We start from the raw sequence: 985 nt of genomic DNA, 5'->3' as shown, positions 1-985 counted from the left end.
CCCGCCGCGTCCGCGCCGGCCGCCACCTGCTCGGCGGTCTGCGCGGCTGCGGCCTGCGCGGGCACCGCCGGGCCGGTCGGGCCCGGCGGCACCTGCCCGTACAGGGTGGTCCGCTGCCGCAGCGGCCGGCCGATGCCCGCGGTGATCTCCCGCAGCTCCTCGACGGTCTTGGCCGAGCCGTGCTCGGAGCCGGCCATCCGGCTGATGGTCTCCTCCATCAGGGTGCCGCCGAGGTCGTCGGCGCCGCCGGTGAGCATCGTGCGGGTGCCCTCCACGCCGAGCTTCACCCAGGAGGTCTGCACGTGGTCGATGCGCCCGTGCAGCAGCAGCCGCGCCACGGCGTGCACCGCGCGGTTGTCCCGCGGCGTCGGGCCCGGCCGGGCCACGCCCGCGAGGTAGACGGGGGCGTTGGTGTGCACGAACGGCAGCAGCACGAACTCGGTGAACCCGCCGGTGCGGTCCTGCACCGCGGCGAGGGTGCGCAGGTGCTGCACCCAGTGCCTCGGGTGGTCGACGTGGCCGTACATCATCGTCGAGCTGGACGGGATGCCCAGGGAGTGCGCGGTCTGCACCACGTCGATCCACGCGGCGGTCGGCAGCTTGCCCTTGGTGAGCACCCAGCGGACGTCGTCGTCGAGGATCTCCGCGGCGGTGCCGGGGATCGAGCCGAGCCCGGCCTCCTTGACCTCCGCGAGCCACTCCCGCACGGGCACGCCGGCCTTGGCGGCGGCGGTGACGACCTCCATGGGGCTGAAGGCGTGCACGTGCACGTCGGGCACGGCGTCCTTGACGGCGCGGACGATGTCGACGTAGGCGCTGCGGCCCAGGTCCGGGGAGATGCCGCCCTGCAGGCAGACCTCGGTGGCGCCCAGGGCGCGGGCCTCGCGGACCCGGTCGCCGATCTGCTCCAGGGACAGGGTGTAGGCGTCGGCGTCGGTCTTGCGCTGGGCGAAGGCGCAGAAGCGACAGCCGACGTAGCAGACGT

At 74.6% G+C, this 985-nt stretch carries 1 protein-coding gene; it reads right to left on the bottom strand.

All coding sequences use genetic code 11. The annotated features are described in order from the left end of the window. The coding region (cofH, locus tag ABEB16_RS21380; protein WP_345714193.1) for a 5-amino-6-(D-ribitylamino)uracil--L-tyrosine 4-hydroxyphenyl transferase CofH at positions 1 to 985 on the bottom strand (985 nt) is incomplete at both ends.

Origin of the sequence: Kineococcus glutinatus, assembly GCF_039542765.1 — a bacterium.
Taxonomy (GTDB): domain Bacteria; phylum Actinomycetota; class Actinomycetes; order Actinomycetales; family Kineococcaceae; genus Kineococcus_A; species Kineococcus_A glutinatus.
Note: the sequence above shows the minus strand (reverse complement) of the source record. Positions and strands in the feature narration are given on the sequence as shown.